12 protein-coding genes are annotated in these 16890 nt (G+C 68.7%); 6 read left to right on the top strand and 6 right to left on the bottom strand.

The features are described 5' to 3' along the window. Positions 1-18 precede the first annotated feature (18 nt). The 4 genes from hemC to GBG68_RS11825 are packed head-to-tail and all read left to right on the top strand — an operon-like array spanning position 19 to position 4249. Positions 19-963 carry a hydroxymethylbilane synthase gene (gene hemC, locus GBG68_RS11840; RefSeq protein ID WP_152147596.1) on the top strand — a complete coding sequence of 315 codons (945 nt, stop codon included), beginning with the start codon at positions 19-21 and terminating at the stop codon, positions 961-963. Next, complete coding sequence (locus GBG68_RS11835; protein ID WP_152147594.1) at positions 960-1730, top strand: uroporphyrinogen-III synthase; 771 nt, start codon at positions 960-962, stop codon at positions 1728-1730. Before hemC ends, GBG68_RS11835 begins: the two co-directional genes overlap by 4 nt. Further along, a complete protein-coding gene (locus tag GBG68_RS11830; protein ID WP_193222316.1) occupies positions 1727-2992 on the top strand; it encodes a uroporphyrinogen-III C-methyltransferase in 1266 nt (421 codons plus the stop codon). The genes GBG68_RS11835 and GBG68_RS11830 overlap by 4 nt, the downstream gene beginning before the upstream one ends. 9 nt (positions 2993-3001) lie before the next feature. Continuing rightward, complete coding sequence (locus GBG68_RS11825; protein ID WP_152147590.1) at positions 3002-4249, top strand: heme biosynthesis HemY N-terminal domain-containing protein; 1248 nt, start codon at positions 3002-3004, stop codon at positions 4247-4249. A gap of 7 nt (positions 4250-4256) precedes the next feature. Here the strand turns inward: GBG68_RS11825 and GBG68_RS11820 are convergent, their stop codons facing one another. The 6 genes from GBG68_RS11820 to GBG68_RS11795 all read right to left on the bottom strand — a co-directional run bounded on the left by GBG68_RS11820 (position 4257) and on the right by GBG68_RS11795 (position 14742). Continuing rightward, positions 4257-4676, bottom strand: coding sequence for a YqaA family protein (locus GBG68_RS11820; RefSeq protein WP_226801787.1), 420 nt, complete (start codon positions 4674-4676; stop codon positions 4257-4259). Between the two features lie 6 nt (positions 4677-4682). Continuing rightward, positions 4683-5660, bottom strand: coding sequence for a quinone oxidoreductase family protein (locus GBG68_RS11815; protein ID WP_152147588.1), 978 nt, complete (start codon positions 5658-5660; stop codon positions 4683-4685). Between the two features lie 63 nt (positions 5661-5723). Further along, positions 5724-6761, bottom strand: a complete 1038-nt coding sequence (hemH, locus tag GBG68_RS11810) for a ferrochelatase (protein ID WP_152147586.1) — start codon at positions 6759-6761, stop codon at positions 5724-5726. Next, entirely contained in the window at positions 6751-9030 is a 2280-nt protein-coding gene (locus GBG68_RS11805) for an NADP-dependent malic enzyme (protein WP_152147584.1), read from the bottom strand. Before GBG68_RS11805 ends, hemH begins: the two co-directional genes overlap by 11 nt. Positions 9031-9136: 106 nt before the next feature. Continuing rightward, positions 9137-9916: an alpha/beta fold hydrolase gene (locus tag GBG68_RS11800; protein ID WP_152147582.1), complete on the bottom strand. Its 780-nt coding sequence runs from the start codon at positions 9914-9916 to the stop codon at positions 9137-9139. Then, positions 9913-14742 carry an NAD-glutamate dehydrogenase gene (locus GBG68_RS11795; RefSeq protein ID WP_152147580.1) on the bottom strand — a complete coding sequence of 1610 codons (4830 nt, stop codon included), beginning with the start codon at positions 14740-14742 and terminating at the stop codon, positions 9913-9915. The genes GBG68_RS11800 and GBG68_RS11795 overlap by 4 nt, the downstream gene beginning before the upstream one ends. Before the next feature lie 79 nt (positions 14743-14821). Here GBG68_RS11795 and GBG68_RS11790 point away from each other — a divergent pair, with 79 nt between their 5' ends. Both GBG68_RS11790 and GBG68_RS11785 read left to right on the top strand, forming a co-directional pair. Next, positions 14822-15463, top strand: a complete 642-nt coding sequence (locus tag GBG68_RS11790) for a hypothetical protein (RefSeq protein ID WP_152147578.1) — start codon at positions 14822-14824, stop codon at positions 15461-15463. Between the two features lie 14 nt (positions 15464-15477). Next, the gene (locus tag GBG68_RS11785; protein ID WP_152147576.1) at positions 15478-16578 is read left to right on the top strand and encodes an alpha/beta fold hydrolase; all 1101 of its coding nucleotides are present in this window, start codon (positions 15478-15480) and stop codon (positions 16576-16578) included. Positions 16579-16890: the final 312 nt, after the last annotated feature.

Raw genomic sequence — 16890 nt, 5'->3', positions numbered from 1 at the left:
CGCACCGGTAGGGAGCCCATGGCCGACGATCTGATCCGCATAGCCACCCGCAAGAGCCCGCTCGCCGTCTGGCAGGCCGAGCATGTCGCCGCCGAGCTGCGCCGCCATCACCCGGGGTTGCGGGTGGAACTGGTGGGCATGAGCACCAAGGGTGACCGGGTGCTGGATGCGCCGCTGGCGAAGATCGGCGGCAAGGCCCTGTTCGTCAAGGAGCTGGAGAACGGCCTGATGGACGGCCGCGCCGACATCGCCGTGCATTCCATGAAGGACGTGCCGGTGACCTTTCCCGAAGGCCTGCACCTGCCGGTGATCATGGCACGCGAAGACCCCTGCGACGCCTTCGTTTCCAACGACTATGAACATTTCGATGAACTGCCCCACGGGGCGGTGCTGGGCACCGCCAGTCTGCGCCGCCAGTGCCAGGTCAAGGCCAGGCGCCCGGATCTGCAGATTCGCCTGCTGCGGGGCAACGTCAACACCCGCCTGGCGAAGCTGGATGCGGGGGAATACGCCGCCATCATCCTCGCCGCCGCCGGCCTCAAGCGCCTGGAGCTGCAGTCGCGGATCCGCTATGTAATGCCCCCGGAGGAAAGCCTGCCGGCGGTGGGCCAGGGGGCGTTGGGTATCGAGTGTCGCACCGACGACGCGCGGGTAAACGCGCTGATCGCGCCCCTGGACGACCCGGCCACCCACGCCCGCCTGCGCGCCGAGCGCGCCATGAACGGCCGCCTGCAGGGCTCCTGCCAGGTGCCCATCGGCTCCTACGCCCTGCTGGAAGGCGATCAACTCTGGCTGCGCGGCCTGGTGGGCCGCCCCGGCGGGGAGGAAATCGTGCGCGGCGAGATTCGCGGCCCGGCGAGCGAGGCCGAGCAACTGGGCCGTGCCCTGGCGGATGATCTGCTCGCGCGCGGTGCCCGTGCCATCCTCGATGATCTGTTCGACGCCGAGGCCATGCACCGGTGAGCCTCGCCGGTGTGGGGGTGCTGGTAACCCGGCCCGCGGCCCAGGCCGGCCCCCTGTGTGAACTGGTGGCCGGTGCCGGCGGCGAAGTCTGGGCCCTGCCCGGCATTGAGATCGCGCCCACACCGGCCACATCTGAACTGGAGGCGGCACTGCGGGCCGCCGCCCAGGCCGACTGGTGGTTCTTCACCAGCCCGAACGCGGTGGAGCATGGCTTGCGCGCCCTGGCGGAGCGGGGGATTCAGCGCGCGGAACACACCCGGGTCGCCGCCGTGGGGCCGGGTACCGCCCGTGCCCTGGAGGCCGCCGGGGTGGCGGTGGACCTGGTCCCGAAGGGGGAGGCCAGCGGCGCCGGCCTGCTTGCCGAGCCCGCCCTGGCCGATCTGCGGGCTCAGCGGCTGCTGCTGTTTCGTGGTGAAGGCGGGCGGCGCATACTGCCCGAAGGCCTGGCGACTCGCGGTGAGCGGCTGGATATCGCCGACGTTTACACGCGGATGCCGCCCCGAGTGGATCCGGCCCCGGTACGCGCCGCGCTGGCCGCGAGGCGTATCCGGGTGATGACCCTGAGCAGTGGCGCGGCGCTGGATCATCTGCTGGACTTGCTGGGTGAGGCGCCACTTCAAGCGCTGGCCCTGGTGGTGCTGAGCCCGCGCCTTGCCGAGGCGGCCCGGAAGCGGGGGCTGCGCGGGCCGATACGGGTCAGCGAGGGCACGGACGACGCCCAGGTACTGGACGCAATCATTCATTTGGCACAGGCATGGCGCAGATGAGCGACGAACAGAACAAGAATCCCGGCTCCAAGGCGGACAAACCCAACGCGGATCAGGCCAAGGGCGCCGGCACTCGAGCGAAAACCGCCAAGGCGGCCGGACAGAAGCCGGCCGCCAGCGAGGCGCGGGCCGGCGCCGACAAGCCCGCCGACACCCGAACCGCGCCGAGCAAAGATGCCCCCCCGGGCCCGGCTCCGTCTTCCCCGGCCAAGGCGCCGAGCAAGGCCGCCCCAACCGCAAAGCCGCCTGCATCGCGCGGTACAGGTATTGCCTGGCTGGCCTTGATCCTGAGCCTGCTGGTGGGGCTGGCCGGGGTCGCCGGCGGCTACTGGCTGTGGCAGCAACTGCGCGCGGCCACCGACACCAGCGTCACGGACACTCGCCTGGATGCCCTGGAAGCGCGGCTGGTCCAACGGGAAGCGGCCCTGGAAAACGCCCTGGGCAGCCTGCGCGTCGAAGCCGAGCAGAAGCAGGCCGAAGCCGAGCGCTTGCTCACCGAGCTGGCCGCCGGCCAGCAGGAACTGCGACGCCGACTGGACCAGGTAGGGCGCCTGGCACAGACCAGTCGCGATGAGTGGATGCGCTCCGAGGCCGCTTATCTCGCCCAGATCGCGGTCTATCGGCTCAATTTTCAGGCGGATGTGGATACGGCGCTCGCCGCGCTGCAGGCCGCTGACCGGCTGCTGGCACAACTGGGCACCGAGGCGCTGGTGCAGCGCCGTGCGGTGCGCGATGCGGTCAACCGCCTGCTGGAAGTGGAGCAGCAGGACCGTGCCCGCCTCGATCAGGCTCTGAACGGCCTGATCGACCAGGTGCCCCAGCTGCCCCTGGCCGCCGAGCGCTTGCGGGAAACCGCCGCCGCCGAGCCCCGGGAGGCTGCCGTGAACCTGCCCGCCGAGGGTTGGCGCGCCCGCCTGGACGAGGCCTGGGGGCGCTTCACCGACAGCCTCGGCGAGCTGGTGGTGGTGCGCCGGGACGATGGCGTGCTGCCCCTGGTCGCCCCGGAGCAGCGGTACTTCCTGCGACAGAACCTCACCCTGCGGCTGGAGACGGCGCGCCTGGCCTTGCACCGGGACGATGCCGCGCTGTATCGCGATGCGCTGGTCGATGCCGCCGAATGGCTCGCCACCTGGTATGACGCCGACGCGCCGGGGGTGGTTCGGGCGCGGGAGTCGCTCACCGAGCTGGCTGGGCGGGAGCTGGCGCCGGAGCTGCCGGATATTGCGCCGCTGCTCGAGCCCCTGAAACTCTTCGAGGATTAAGGGGGCCGCATGAAAAAGCTGATTCTCGTCCTGCTTGCTCTGCTCCTCAGCGTTGTCGCTGCCCTGTGGTTCCGCGAGCAAGGGGGCTATGTGTTCATCCAGGCCGGCGGCTGGAACCTGGAGATGAGCCTGTTCGTCTTCGTGCTCGCCACCCTGCTTGGCGTCTGGCTGCTGTGGCTGGCCTGGCACCTGCTGCGCGGGCTGTGGGGCGCGCCCTCGCAGGTGCGCGGCTGGTGGGGTGAGCGGCGCCGCGAGCGTGCCCGCGGTGAGCTGATCCGCGGCATGATTCGCCTGGCCGAAGGCGGCGCGGAGGATGCCGAGAAGCTGCTGCTGCGCGATGTGGCCCGCAGCGATGCGCCCCTGCTGCATTATCTGGCCGCGGCGGTGGCCGCCCAGCGCCGCGGCTCCTATGCCGACCGTGACAAGTACCTGGCCCAGGCCGATCGCACCAGTCGCCGGGCGCGCACGGCGGTGGGGCTGTTGCAGGCACAGCTGCAGATCGAAGCGCGGCAGTGGGAGCAGGCCCTGGCGAGCTTGAGTTACCTGCAGGAGCGTGCCCCTCACAACAGCCGGGTGCTGGAGCTGCTGCTGCGTGCCTGCGAGAAGCTCGATGACTGGCGGCGCGTCGAGCAGCTGCTGCCCGAATTGCGCAAGCGCCGGGTGCTGGAACGGCCCCGGTTGGACGCGCTGGAGCTGGACATCCTGCGTAGGCGATTGCGCGCGGCCACCTCCGAGGGGGCGAAGAGCCTGGACCGTAGCTGGGCTGGGGCGAGCCGGGGCTTGCGGGAAGTGCCCGAGGCCTGGCTGGCTTACACCCACGGGCTGCGCATGCAGCAGCGGGACGTGGAAGCGGAACGCCTGTTGCGGGCGAAGCTGGTGCGGGATTGGGATGAGCGCCTGCTCGCCGAGTACGGGGAGCTGAATGGTGAGGCGGTGGAGCCGGCCTATGCGCAGGTGGAAAAGTGGCTCAAGGAGCGCAGCGAGGATGTCGGCTTGCTGGAGGCGGCGGGTCGGCTGGCGCTGCGGAGCAAGCTCTGGGGCCGGGCGCGGGATTATCTGGAAGCCGCTGCCTCACGGCGTCCCACCGCGGCCACCCTGCGTCTGCTCGGGGAGCTGCGCGAGGCCATGGGTGAGCCGGAGCGGGCCCGTGAAGCGTACTACCGGGCCCTGAGCCTGGCCACCGGCGGTGTGCGCCCCGCGGAGCTGGATGAGTTGGCCGGCGACACGGCCCCGAGCCTCCCCCAGGCGCGGCCATGAGCCGCGCCTACAGGAACCCGGCCGCATAGATCACGAAGGCGTATCGCGCGGCTTTGCCCGCGGCCACCAGCAGCAGGAACAGCCAGAAGTTCACGCGCATTACGCCGGCGACCAGGGTGAGGGGGTCGCCGCCCACCGGCAGCCAGGCGAGCAGCAGCGACCACACCCCCCAGCGCTGGAACCAGGCCTGGCTCTTCGCGAGGCTCTTCTGCTTTACCGGGAACCAGCGCCGGTCCTGGTAATGCAGCAGGTAGCGGCCCAGTGCCCAGTTCACCGCCGAGCCCAGGGTGTTGCCGGCCGTCGCCGTGGCCCACACCGCCAAGGGCTCGTAGCCCTGCAGGATCAAGCCCGCGAGCATGAACTCCGAGTAGAGCGGTAGCAAGGTGGCCGCGAGAAAGGCCACCGTGAAGAGGGTCAGCAGCGCCAAGGTGGCTCAGCCCACCGTCAGCACAGTGGAGCCGGTGGTTCGCCGGCCTTCCAGCGCCCTGTGGGCCTCGGCGGCCTCCTGCAAGGGAAAGCGCTGGCCGATCTCGATGTGCACGGCGCCCTGCTCCACCACCTGGAACAACTCCCGGGCGGTGTGCAGCAGGTCTTCCCGGCTGGCGGTGTAGTGGAACAGGGTCGGCCGGGTGAGGAACAGCGAGCCCTTCTGCACCAACAGCCCCAGGTCCAACGGCGCCACCGGGCCGGAGCTCTGACCGAAGCTCACCAGCGTGCCCAGGGGGCGCAGGCAGTCCAGGGATTTCAGGAAGGTGGCCTGGCCCACGGAATCGTAGACCGCGTGCACACCCGCACCGCCGGTGAGTTCGCGTACCCGCTCGACGAAGTCTTCACGGCTGTAATCGATGGTGTGCGTCGCGCCCAGTCGGCGGGCCCGTTCGCCCTTCTCCTCGCTGCCCACCGTGCCGATGACCGTGGCACCCAGGTGCTTGCCCCATTGGCAGAGCAGGCTGCCCACCCCGCCGGAGGCGGCATGAACCAGGAGGGTATCGCCCGGCTGCACCCGGTAGCTGCGCCGCAGCAGGTACTGGGCGGTCATGCCCTTGAGCATCATGGCCGCGCCGGTCTCGTCGCTGATGCCCGCGGGCAGGCGCAGCAGCCGGTCGGCTTCGATCAGGCGGCTTTGCGCATAGGCGCCCAGCGCGCCGCCGGCATAGGCTACCCGGTCGCCGGGGCTGACTTCGGTGACACCCTCGCCCACGGCCTCCACCACGCCCGCGCCCTCGAGGCCCGGGGTGAAGGGCAGCGCGTGGGGGTAGAGCCCGGTGCGGAAGTACACATCGATGAAGTTCAGGCCCACGGCGGTGTGGCGGATACGCGCCTCGCCCGGCCCCGGGTCGCCGACGCTGACTTCTTCCCAGCTAAGTACCTCTGGGCCGCCGGTCTGGTGTACGCGGATGGCATGGGACATGGAATGGCCTCCTTGGGTTGCGCGGACGGCGCCTTCCCCCGTGGGAGCGGCCATGTGCCGCGCCTACGGGGAGGCGGGTGTTTTCAGCCAGTGGCCCAGTTCCTGCTGCAGCAGGCCGCAGAGGAATTCGATGTGCTCGGCGTCGTCGTTCAGCGCGGGGATGTAGCTGAGCCGCTCGCCACCGGCCTTGCGGTAGAGCTCGGCGTTGCTCAGGGCGATCTCTTCCAGGGTCTCCAGGCAGTCGGCGGTGAAGCCGGGGCAGATCACGTCCACCTGTTTGATGCCTTCGCCGGGCAGCGCCTCCAGGGTCTTGTCGCAGTAGGGCTGCAGCCATTCCCTGGGGCCGAAGCGGGACTGGAACACCAGTTGCCAGTCCTGCTCGGCGAGCTCCAGCTCGGCGGCCAGCAACTCGGCGGTGCGGGCGCAGTGCCGGGGGTAGGGGTCGCCGCGGGTGGCGTACTCGGCGGGGATGCCGTGGAAGGACATCAGCAGGCGCTGGCCCCGGCCGTGGGCGGCCCAGTGGGCGCGCACGCTGTTGGCCAGCGCGCGGATGTAGCCCGGCGCGTCGTGATAGTCACGCACGTAGCGCAGATGCGGCACTTCCCGCTCGGCCAGGTAATGCCTGGCCACGGCATCGAAGACCGAGGCGCTGGTGGAGGCGGAATACTGCGGGTAGAGGGGCAGCACGACGATGCGCTCGGCGCCGTTCATCTTCAGCTCGCGCAGCGCCTCGTCAATGACCGGGCGGCCGTAGCGCATGCCGAGCGCCACCCGCACCGGCTGGTTCAGGCGCCGGTTCAGCGCCTCTTCCACCGCCAGGGTCTGGCGTCGGGAGATGCTGAGCAGCGGGGAGCCGTCCTCGCCCCAGACTTCGGCATAGCTGGCCGCGGAGCGGCGTGGCCGGAGTCGCAGGATGATGCCGTGCAGGACCAGCCACCACAGCGGGCGAGGCGCTTCCACCACCCGCGGGTCCCACAGGAACTCGCCCAGATAGCGGCGCAGGGCGGCGGGCGTGGGGGCGTCGGGTGTGCCCAGATTGCACAGCAACACGCCCAGCACGGCGCTGGACGTGTCCGGTCCCTGCTGCGGCTTACTGCTCATCCGCCTCCAGCATGCTTGCCTCCACGCTGGCCAGCGCACTCATGTTGACGATGCTGCGCACGGTGGCGGAGTTGGTCATGATGTGCGCGGGCTTGGCGGTGCCCAGCAGGATCGGCCCCACCGAGACGCCCTCGCCGATGGCCTTCACCAGGTTGAAGCTGATGTTGGCGGCGTCCAGGTCGGGCAGGATCAGCAGGTTCGCCTGGCCGGAGAGCCGCGCGCTGGGGAGGATGCGCCGGCGCAGGGCCTCGTTGACCGCGGCGTCGCCGTGCATCTCGCCTTCCACCTCCAGGCTGGGATCGCGCGCCTCGATCAGCGTCAGCGCATCGCGCATCTTCTGCGCCGAGGGCGCGGCGGAGCTGCCGAAGTTGGAGTGGGAGAGCAGCGCGACCTTGGGGGTGATGCCGAAGCGGCGCACCTCGTCGGCGGCCAGCACGGTCATCTCCGCCAGCTCCTCGGCGTTGGGGTTGTGATTGACGTAGGTGTCGCAGAGGAAGAAGGTGCCCTTGGGCATGATCAGCACGTTCATGGCGGCGATGTTGCGCACGCCCGGACGTCGGCCGATGATCTCGTCGATGTGCTTCAGCTGACGGTGGAAGGTGCCCACGGTGCCGCTGATCATGGCGTCGGCCTCGCCTCGGCGCACCATCAGCGCGGCGATGACGCCGGTGCGGGTGCGCACCACGGTCCGCGCCCGGGCCGGGGTGACGCCCTTGCGCTCCATGATGCTGTGATACAGCGTCCAGTATTCGCGATAGCGGGGATCGTCCTCCGGGTCCACCAGCTCGAAGTCGCGCCCCGCCTCCAGGCGCAGGCCCAGACGCTTGATGCGCATTTCCACCACTCGACGACGGCCGATCAGGATCGGCTCCACCAGGCTGTCGTCCACCAGCGCCTGAACGGCCTGCAGGATGCGGTCCTCCTCGCCGTCGGAGTACACCACCCGCTTGGTCTCGCTGCGGGCGCGCTCGAAGATGGGCTTCATGACCAGACCGGACTGGAACACGAACTGGTTGAGCCGCAGCCGGTAGGTGTGGAAATCCTCGATGGGCCGGGTGGCGACGCCGGAGTCCATCGCCGCCTGGGCCACGGCCGGGGCGATGCGGGTGATCAACCGCGGGTCGAAGGGCTTGGGGATCAGGTAGTCGGGGCCGAAGCGGGTGGCCTTGCCGCCATAAGCCGCCACTACCACGTCGCTGGCCTCGGCCATGGCCAGATCGGCGATGGCTTTCACCGCGGCGAGCTTCATCTCTTCGTTGATGCTGGTCGCGCCCACGTCCAGCGCGCCACGGAAGATGAAGGGGAAGCACAGGACGTTGTTGACCTGGTTGGGGTAGTCCGAGCGGCCGGTGGCGATGATGGCGTCCGGGCGCACCTCCAGGGCTTCCTCGGGGAGGATCTCGGGGGTGGGGTTGGCCAGCGCCATGATGATGGGCTTGTCGGCCATCTTGGCGACCATGTCGGGCTTGAGCACGCCGGGGCCGGAGACGCCCAGGAAGATGTCGGCGCCCTCGATGGCGTCGCACAGGGTGCGGGCTTCCGTCTCCCGGGCGTAGCCGGCCTTGCGCTCATCGAGCTTGTCGCGGCCGCTGTGTACCACGCCCTTGGAGTCGAGGACGGTGATGTGGTCCTTGCGCATGCCCATGCTGACCAGCAGGTCCAGGCAGGCGATGGCGGCGGCGCCGGCGCCGGAGCAAACCAGCGTGACGTCTTCCCAGTTCTTGCCCACCACGCGCAGGGCGTTGAGCACGGCGGCGGCGGTGATGATGGCGGTGCCGTGCTGGTCGTCGTGGAACACGGGGATGTTCATCCGCTCACGCAGCTTGCGCTCCACCTCGAAGCATTCCGGCGCCTTGATGTCTTCCAGGTTGATGCCGCCGAAGGTGGGCTCCAGGGCGGCGATGATGTCCACCAGCTTGTCCGGGTCCCGCTCGTCGATCTCGATGTCGAACACATCGATGCCCGAGAACTTCTTGAACAGCACGCCCTTGCCTTCCATCACCGGCTTGGCCGCCAGGGGGCCGATGGCGCCCAGGCCGAGCACGGCGGTGCCGTTGGTGATGACCGCCACCAGATTGCCCCGGGAGGTGTAGTTGGAGGCCTGGTAGGGGTCCTCGGCGATGGCTTCGCAGGCGTAGGCCACGCCCGGGGAGTAGGCCAGGGCCAGGTCGCGCTGGTTCGCCAGCGGCTTGGTCGGGACGACCTGAACCTTGCCGGGGGTGGGGGAACGGTGATACTCGAGCGCGCTGTCGCGCAGGTCGTCGGCCATGAATGCTACTCCGGAGACAGATCTGCGATGGGGTTCTTTTGTTGCTGTGCATTATACGAGCAGGGGGGGCGGCAAAGCCACCGCCCGGCGTCGGGTCCAAGGCAGCTCAAAGCTCCTGCAGGAAGCTCTCCAGCGCGTCGGCGAAGACTTCGGGTTGTTCCACGTGGAGCCAATGGCCGGCGCCGGCCAGGGTTTCCAACCGCGCCTGGGGAAAGAGCCGATGGACCGTCGCCTCGTGTTCGGGGGCGAGGTAGTCCGAGGCGCCGCCGTGGATGAACAGCGCCGGGCCGGGGTATGGCTCGGCGAACGCGGGGAAGCCCTCGATGTTGGGCAGGGCCGCCCGCAGGCGTGCCAGAGGAATACGCCAGTGGTAGCCCTGGGCGCCCCGAACGAGGTTGGTGAGCAGGAACTGGCGGACCAGGGTTTCGGGTATGGCGTTGGCCAGGGCCTGGTCGGCCTCCTCCCGGCTGTTGAGCGCCGCGGTGTCCAGTGCGAGCAGGGCGTCGATGATCTGCCGATGCCCCTGGGTGTGGCGATACGGCACCGGAGCGATGTCCGCCACCACCAGGGCGCGGACCCGCTCGGGGGCCTGCAGGGCCAGGGTCATGGCCGCCTTGCCGCCCATGCTGTGGCCCAGGATGATGGCCTGCTCCAGCGCCTCCTCGTCGAGCAGCGCCCGCAGGTCCTCGGCCATGGCCGGGTAGTCCATGGGCTCGGCGTGGGGTGAGCGGCCATGGTTGCGTAGATCCGGCTGAATGACGCGGTAGCGATCGAGCAGGCGCCGCGCCTGGGGGTTCCAGTTGGGGCCGGAGCCGTACAGTCCGTGGAGGATGACCAGCGCCGGACCTTCGCCTCGGCTCTGGCGGTGCAGTGTGATAGCGCTCATGGGGGGCTCTCCTGCTGGGGTGCGGCGGTGGCGGTGTGCACCACGGCGTTGAGCTCCTGCACCGCCACGGCGAGCATGGCCAGGTCCAGCTGCGGGCTGTTGCACAGTTCGTGCAGGGTCTGGGCCAGGCGCTGGCTGCGGGGAATGCGCTCGGCCACCCAGTCCTGCAGGGGGCCGGGCTCATCGGGCAGCGGCGCCTGTTCGGCCAGCAGCCGGGCGGCGAGCAGGCGCAGTTGAATGTAGTACTCGTCCTCCAGGCCCTGGCGGGCGCGCTCCTCCCAGGGGCTGGAGGCCTGATAACCGGTTACGGCCTCGCGCAGCCAGCACAGGCCCAGCTCCTCGGCGGCGCGGTGGTAGACCCGGGCGGCATCGCGCAGGGGGCAGTCGTGGTCGCGGCTGATGCGGCTTATGTCCAGCGCGGTGTAGAGCATTTCCAGGTCGGCGATGCGTCCGGCCAGATTCTCCTCCACACCCTGTTCACGCAGCTTCTCGCGCTGCTGCGCGAGCGCCGCGCGGTCACTGCCGGCGAGCAGATCCTCCAGCCAGACGGCGAGCTGCGCGGCGGGCCCACGCATGGCCTCCGCCGCATGGCTCACCGGGATCGGCCGGGGCAGATTGGTGAGCAGCCAGTGACTGCCGCGCTCGTGCAGGCGGTTTATGCGCAGCAGCATCTCGGTTTGCACCGCGGCGGGGACCTGGTTGTCCAGGGTGTCCACGGCCTCGCGCAATTGCTTGATGGCGAAGATCTCCCGGGTCGCCATCCAGGCCCGGGCCACATCGGCGGTGTCCGCGCCGCTGCGCTCGCGCACCCGGTGGATGAAGCTCGCACCCATGCGGTTGACGATGTGGTTGGCGGCCTCGGTGGCGATGATGGGCGCGCGCAGACGGTGGCCCAGGATGGCGTCGTGCTGGCTCTCGCGCAGCGGGCCGGGGAAGTAGTCCAGCAGCTCTTCTTCGAGCAGCGGCTCGCCGATCAGCTCGCTGCCCAGCAGTTCCTCGTAGTGGTAGATCTTGGCGTAGGCCAGCAATACGGCCAGCTCCGGGCGAGTCAGGCCCTGGCCGGCCAAGGCCCGCTCCTTGACCTGCTCCTCCCCGGGCAGTCCCTCCAGGGCGCGATCGAGCAGCCCTTCGCGCTCCAGCAGGCGCATTAGCTGGTTGTGCTCGTCGAGCAATTCCGGGGCCCGGGCGGCACACAGGCTCAGCGCCTGGGTCTGGCGGTAGTTGTTCTGCAGCACCAGGGCGGCGACTTCATCCTGTATCCGCGCCAGCAGGCGGTTGCGCTGCTTGACGGTGAGGTCGCCTTCGTCGATCGGCTTCTGCAGCATGATCTTGATGTTCACCTCGTGGTCCGAGGTGTCCACGCCGCCGGCGTTGTCGATGGCGTCGGTGTTCACCCGCCCGCCAAGCAGGGCGTATTCGATACGCCCGGCCTGGGTCACGCCCAGGTTGCCGCCCTCGCCCAGCACCTGGCAGCGCAGCTGCGCCCCGTCCACCCGCACCGGGTCATTGGCCTTGTCGCCCACGTCCAGGTGGCTCTCGAAGCGGGCCTTGACGTAGGTGCCGATGCCGCCGTTCCAGAGCAGCTCCACCGGGGCCTGGAGAATGCGGTGGATGAGTTCGTTGGGGGTGAGTTCGCGCTCCTCGATGGCGAGCGCGGCGCGGGCTTGCTCGGAGAGGCTGACGCGCTTGGCGCTGCGGGGGTAGATCTGGCCGCCGGCGCTCAGCGTGTCGCGATCGTAGTCGTCCCAACTGCTGCGAGGCAGCGCGAACAGGCGCTGGCGCTCCGCGTAGCTTGCCGCCGGGTCGGGGGTCGGGTCGATGAATACGTGGCGATGATCGAAGGCGGCGACCAGGCGGGTCTGCTCGGAGAGCAGCATGCCGTTGCCGAACACATCGCCGGACATGTCGCCCACGCCCACCACGGTGAAGGGCTCGCGCTGAATGTCCTTGCCCAGTTCCCGGAAGTGGCGCTTGACCGCCTCCCAGGCGCCCCGGGCGGTGATGCCCATGCCCTTGTGGTCGTAGCCGCTGGAGCCGCCGGAGGCGAAGGCGTCGCCCAGCCAGAAGCCGTATTCGGCGGCCACCTCGTTGGCCAGGTCCGAGAAGCTGGCGGTGCCCTTGTCGGCGGCGACTACCAGGTAATGGTCGTCTTCGTCGTGACGCACGGTGCGCTCGGGCGCGACAACGCGCCCGTCCACCAGGTTGTCGGTGACATCCAGCAGGCCGCGGATGAAGTCCTGGTAGCAGGCGCGCACCTCGCGCATGCGCGCCTCGCGCTCCTCCGGGGGCTGCTTGACGATGAAGCCGCCCTTGGCGCCCACGGGGACGATGACGGCGTTCTTCACCATCTGCGCCTTCATCAGGCCCAGCACCTCGGTGCGGTAATCCTCGGGCCGGTCGGACCAGCGCAGGCCGCCCCGGGCGACCTTGCCGCCGCGCAGATGCACGCCCTCCACCCGGGGCGAGTAGACGAAGATCTCGTAGGCCGGGTGCGGACGGGGGACGCCGGGGATCTGCGCCGGGCGCAGCTTCAGCGACATGTAGGGCTTGTCGGCGCCCTGGCGGGTCTGGAAGAAATTGCTGCGCAGGGTCGCCTGGATGGCGGCGAGGAAGCGGCGCAGGATGCGGTCCTGGTCCAGGCTGGGCACCTCGTTGAGGGCCTCTTCGACTTGCGTGACCAGTTGCGCGGCGCGTTTCTCGTCGGCCCGCTTCGGGTCCAGGCGGGCGTGGAACAGGCGCACCAGCAGCCGGGCGATCTCGGGCCAGGCCGCCAGGGTGGCCTCGAAGTACTTCTGGCTGAAGGTGGTGCCGGCCTGGCGCAGGTACTTGCTGTAGGCGCGCAGGATGAGGATCTCCCGCCAGCCCAGGCGGGCCGCCAGCACCAGGCGGTGAAAACCGTCGTTCTCCGCATCGCCGCGCCAGGTGGCGGCCAGGGCATCCTGGAAGATCTCGCGCAGCTCCTCGGTATCCAGCTCGCCCCCGGCGTGGCGCAGGCCGAAATCGTGCACCCAGCGCGCCGGCGCGCCGCTGGGGTTCACCTCGTAGGGGCGCTCGTCGATGACCTCCAGGCCCATGTTCTCCAGCATGGGCAGCACGGCGGACAGGGACACCGGCTCGCCGTGGTGGAGCAGCTTCAGGCGCAGCTCCGCGCCACTCGCCTCCAGCGGGCGGTACAGGCTCAGGCCCAGGGGGCGTTCGGGGCTCAGCGCCTCCAGTCGCTCCAGATCATGGGCGGCCACGCGCGGCTGGGTGTCCTCCTGGTAAGCGGCGCTGTAGGCCTCGCCGTAGCGGCGATAAAGACGGTTGCCCCGCTCCTCGCCGTAGTAGTCCAGCAGCGCGCGGTGCAGATCGTCTCGCCAGGAGCGGGTGGTGGCGGCCAGTTCCTGCTCCAGCGCATCCAGGTCCACCTCGGGCAGGCCCTGATCGCCCAGGCGGATGATGAAATGAATGCGGGCGAGCAGGGATTCGGCCAGCTGCACGCTGAACTCTGCCTGCTCACCGGCGAAGGCGTGCTGCAAAATGGCCTGCATGCGGCGGCGCACTTCCGTGCCGTAGCGCTCCCGCGGTGCGTAGACCAGGCAGGAGACGAAGCGCCGGTACGGATCCACCCGCAGAAACAGCCGCACCTTGGCGCGCTCCTGCAGGTGCAGGATGCCCAGGGCGATGCGGTGCAGCTCCGTGGGCTCGATCTGGAACAGCTCATCGCGGGGGAAGGTTTCCAGGATGTTGATCAGCGCCTTGCCGGCGTGGCTGCGCGGTGGCAAGGCGGCCTGTTCCAGCACCTGGTCGATCTTGCGCCGCAGCAGCGGGATGTGGCGCGGGTTGAGGTTATAGGCGGCGGAGGTGTAGAGCCCCAGGAAACGGTGCTCGCCGATGACCTCGCCGCGCTGGTTGAAGCGTTTGATGCCCACGTAGTCCATGTAACCCGGCCGGTGCACCGTGGCGCGGGAGTTGGATTTGGTGACGATCAGCGGTCGCGGCATCAGGGCTTCCCGCTGCACTTCCTCGGGCAGGGCGGAGAAGCTTCTGGAGCGGGGCTGGCCGTCCACGTGGCGCAGGATGCCCAGGCCCGAATCGGCCACGGCCCGGAGCTGGCGCTCGCCTCGACGGGTGACGAGCTCGTAGCGGCGGTAGCCGAGGAACGTGAAGTGGTCCTCCTTGAGCCATTCCAGGAAGGCCACGTCCTCGTCGAGCTGCTCGCGCACGCTTTGCGGAATCTGCCGCTTGAGCTGGGTAATGCAGCGACCGAGCTGCGCGTTCATGGGCTGCCAGTCTTCTACCGCCGCGCGCACATCGTTCAAGGCCCGGACAATTTCCCGTTCGATGCCGCGCAGGGCTTCCTCGGCTTGCTGGTCCACCTCGAAGTGCATGCAGGAGTCGCGCTCTTCGCCGCCTTCCACGCCTCGCAGCTCGCCCCGGCCGTTGCGGGCCGCGCTCATCACCGGATGGATGATCAGATGAATGGTGAGGTTGAGCCGGCTCAGCGCCATGGCCACCGAATCCACCAGAAAGGGCATATCGTCGGTGACGATCTGGACGATGCTGTGGGCGGATTCCCAGCCGTGCTGCTCGGGGACCGGGTTGAAGGCGTGGATGCGGGGGCTGCCCGGTTTCTGCCGGGTGAACAGCTTCCAATGAGAGACGGCGGCGCCGTAGAGATCGTCCAGCGGGCGCTGGGCCAGGTCTTCGGGGGCGACCCCGCGATAATAACGATCCAGAAATTGACCGAGCCAGACGCGCTCCTGGGTATCGGGCCAGCGTTCGCGCAGCAGTTGCTGGAGCCTTTCCCGACGTTCCTCGCCCTGCCGCTCGCTCTGATCCGTCATTCGGGCCTCCTGCTCGTCGCCTGGAAGGGCTATGATGTCTGCGCTGTACCGACCATAACCATAACAAGCGAGGCTAGGGATGTCCGTAGCGTCCAGAGAGATTCGCAAGCAGGCGAAGGCCTGGTTTTCCAACAACGAAGTTGGCCCCGACGAGCAGACCCGCATCTGCCTGTTCCTGCAGGCGGTGAAGGGCATCAATGCGGCGATCCTCGCCAAGGTGGAGCTGCAGCCGCTGGACTGGATGCCTTACAAGTACCTGCACAATCAGTACTTCAAGGAAATCGAGCTCTCCACCCTGCTGGGCAAGGCCACCAGTTGGAGCACCAACCCCTTCGTCTACATGGATGCGACCAATCTGAGCCTGTCCGTGTGGCAGGAGACGGATGCGAGCCGTTACCTTACCGGCTTCTTCGAGTTGAACGCCGACTTCTACCGCTACCTGGCGCTCTCTCACGCCTTCATGTCGGACATGCGCCTGCTGCCCCTGCTGCCCGCTGCCCTGCCGCTGGAGACGCCGTTCCTGTCGGCGCTGCGGGATATCGAGGAGGAGAACGGCCGCCAGATCCAGACTCAGATCCGGCTGCTCAAGGGTGTGGACGTCGGCCTGGAGCATGCGGAGAAGGAGCGCATCATCAATGAGCAGCGGATCATCGTCGATGCCCTGTTCGATCGTCTGCTCACGACGCTTTGCTCGCTGGAGCAGAGCGTGGCGAGCTACTGAGGGGGCGCGGAGCCATGCCGATATTCCGATTCGACAACCGCGATATCCACTACGAACTCTACGGGGAACCCGGCCAGCCGGTGATCACCCTGGTCAACGGGCTGTCCATGCGCACCTCGCACTGGGCGCCCTACTTCAAGCGCTTGCCGGAGCTGGGCTGCCGGGTGCTGAGCTACGACATGATCGGCCAGGGCGCATCCTCCAAGCCGATCCTGGGGGTGAGCTTCGATGACCATGCGGTGATGCTGAAGGCCCTGCATGAGCATCTGGCGATCGAGAACCCGTATGTGATGGGGATTTCCTTCGGCGGCGTGGTGGCGTTGAAGTACGCCCATCTGTACCCGGATGCCCTGGCCGGGCTGATTCCGGCCAGCACCTTCAGCGAACTGGACCCGCAGCTCACCGGGCATGCGCGCAATCTCTACATCGGCATGGCCCGGGTGGGCTTCGAGTTCTATCTGGATCTGCTGATGCCGCTGAATTTCACCAATACGTGGATGGGGCAGAACCAGAACCTCATCGAGGTGATCAAGCGGGTGGGGGTGGCGAGCAATGAGCTGTTCGGCATCCAGAACCTGATGGAGTCGTTGGCGGAGTTCGAGAGCATCACGCCGAAGCTCGCCGGGGTGCGCTGCCCGACGCTGATTCTCAACGCCGAATTCGATTCGCTCACGCCGCGACATCTGCATGATCTGATCCGCCTGGCGATTCCCGGTTCGAAGCTGGTGATCGTGCCGAAGATGGCCCATGCCTTCACGCTGGAGGTGCCGGAGCTCACGGCGCGGCTGCTGGCGGACTTCGTCCATGAAGTGGAGCAAGGGCGCTGGGTGGGGGATCAGAGCGTGTGGCTGGCTGCCGAGGACCCGAAGGCCGAGCCCTTGCTGGTGCCTTACCACGGCGAGCACCTGCGCTGGACGGGCGCGCCGACGGGTAAGCCGACGACGGGTAAGCCGACCGCCGCCGCCCAGCCCGCTGCCAGGAAGAAGCCGGCGGCGCCGAAGGCCGCTACCAAACCGGCGGCCAGGAAAGCCGCCGCCAAAACCACCGCCAGCAGCAGCAAGCCGCGCGGCCGGCCTGCAGCGAAGCGAAATCGAGGCTCGTCCACCACGGGGTGATTCCCCTTTGCCTAGGCGCGAGTATCGGTGCCATTTTCGGGGCAGGCTTGGGGGGCACCCTCAAAAAAGATTCATCGCGCTTTGGCGGGAGGTCGGCGGCACAGGGAAACGGCCCTGTGACGAGGCTTGCGATGTGGGTGCCGGTTCCGGGGTGGGTACGGCCTGGGGCGGCCCACGATTTGGCCCGGCTACGCCGGGCTCCCCTGCGCTTCTCGCCGGAAAGGGGCGGGTTGCAAACTCGCTTCGCTCAAACAGGCAACCCGCTTTTTCCCTTTCCGGCTGCGATGCTCGGCTGCATCGACGTCCGCCCCA

The organism is Alkalilimnicola sp. S0819 (assembly GCF_009295635.1).
Lineage (GTDB): Bacteria > Pseudomonadota > Gammaproteobacteria > Nitrococcales > WHIW01 > S0819.
This window is presented reverse-complemented; position numbering and strand designations above follow the sequence as displayed.

Excerpts from the sequence above, each read along its gene's own strand:
- hemC (WP_152147596.1), top strand. The coding sequence starts at position 19 with ATGGCCGACGATCTGATCCGCATAGCCACCCGCAAGAGCCCGCTCGCC.
- GBG68_RS11830 (WP_193222316.1), top strand. The coding sequence starts at position 1,727 with ATGAGCGACGAACAGAACAAGAATCCCGGCTCCAAGGCGGACAAACCC.
- GBG68_RS11825 (WP_152147590.1), top strand. The coding sequence starts at position 3,002 with ATGAAAAAGCTGATTCTCGTCCTGCTTGCTCTGCTCCTCAGCGTTGTC.
- GBG68_RS11815 (WP_152147588.1), bottom strand. The coding sequence starts at position 5,660 with ATGTCCCATGCCATCCGCGTACACCAGACCGGCGGCCCAGAGGTACTT.
- hemH (WP_152147586.1), bottom strand. The coding sequence starts at position 6,761 with ATGAGCAGTAAGCCGCAGCAGGGACCGGACACGTCCAGCGCCGTGCTG.
- GBG68_RS11805 (WP_152147584.1), bottom strand. The coding sequence starts at position 9,030 with ATGGCCGACGACCTGCGCGACAGCGCGCTCGAGTATCACCGTTCCCCC.
- GBG68_RS11800 (WP_152147582.1), bottom strand. The coding sequence starts at position 9,916 with ATGAGCGCTATCACACTGCACCGCCAGAGCCGAGGCGAAGGTCCGGCG.
- GBG68_RS11795 (WP_152147580.1), bottom strand. The coding sequence starts at position 14,742 with ATGACGGATCAGAGCGAGCGGCAGGGCGAGGAACGTCGGGAAAGGCTC.
- GBG68_RS11790 (WP_152147578.1), top strand. The coding sequence starts at position 14,822 with ATGTCCGTAGCGTCCAGAGAGATTCGCAAGCAGGCGAAGGCCTGGTTT.
- GBG68_RS11785 (WP_152147576.1), top strand. The coding sequence starts at position 15,478 with ATGCCGATATTCCGATTCGACAACCGCGATATCCACTACGAACTCTAC.